Annotated in this window: 1 protein-coding gene; it reads right to left on the bottom strand. The window is 47.1% G+C overall.

What is annotated here, in order from left to right; genetic code table 11:
- The coding region (locus tag AC1DY0_RS19065; protein ID WP_477190154.1) for a hypothetical protein at window positions 1-801 on the bottom strand (801 nt) is incomplete at both ends.

Genomic DNA, 801 nt, shown 5'->3' with positions numbered 1-801 from the left:
ATTGTTCCATTTGAAGCAGTGGCTCCGCTTACCGTAGCCGTTGCATTGGAACAGATGGTTTGAGTTCCGCCAGCTGCAGAAGCTTGAGGTAATGCATCCACATTAACGGTATAAGTTGATGTAGCTTTTGCAATTCCGCAAGTATTGTTACTGGTTACGGTCATGGTCAAGGTCACAGTATTGCCTTCATCTCCGGCCGCTGCAGTATAGGTTGGGGTCAATGTTGTGGCATTGCTCAATGAACCGGCTCCGTTATGTGTCCAAAGTATTGTTCCATTTGAAGCAGTGGCTCCGCTTACCGTAGCCGTTGCATTGGAACAGATGGTTTGACTTCCGCCAGCTGCAGAAGCTTGAGGTAATGCATCCACATTAACGGTATAAGTTGATGTAGCTTTTGCAATTCCGCAAGTATTGTTACTGGTAACGGTCATGGTCAAGGTCACAGTATTGCCTTCGTCTCCGGCCGCTGCAGTATAGGTTGGTGTAAGTGTTGTTTCATTGCTCAATGAACCGGCTCCGTTATGTGTCCAAAGGATTGTTCCATTTGAAGCAGTGGCTCCGCTTACCGTAGCCGTTGCATTGGAACAGATGGTTTGACTTCCGCCAACTGCAGAAGCTTGAGGTAATGCATCCACATTAACGGTATAAATTGATGTAGCTTTTGCAATTCCGCAAGTATTGTTACTGGTAACGGTCATGGTCAAGGTCACAGTATTGCCTTCATCTCCGGCCGCTGCAGTGTAGGTAGGTGTAAGTGTTGYTTCATTACTCAACGAACCGGCTCCGTTATGTGTCCAAAGG

Source organism: Flavobacterium sp. P1_E4, assembly GCF_056405915.1.
The sequence above is the reverse complement of the archived record's forward strand: the minus strand, read 5'-3'. Positions and strand labels throughout refer to the sequence as shown.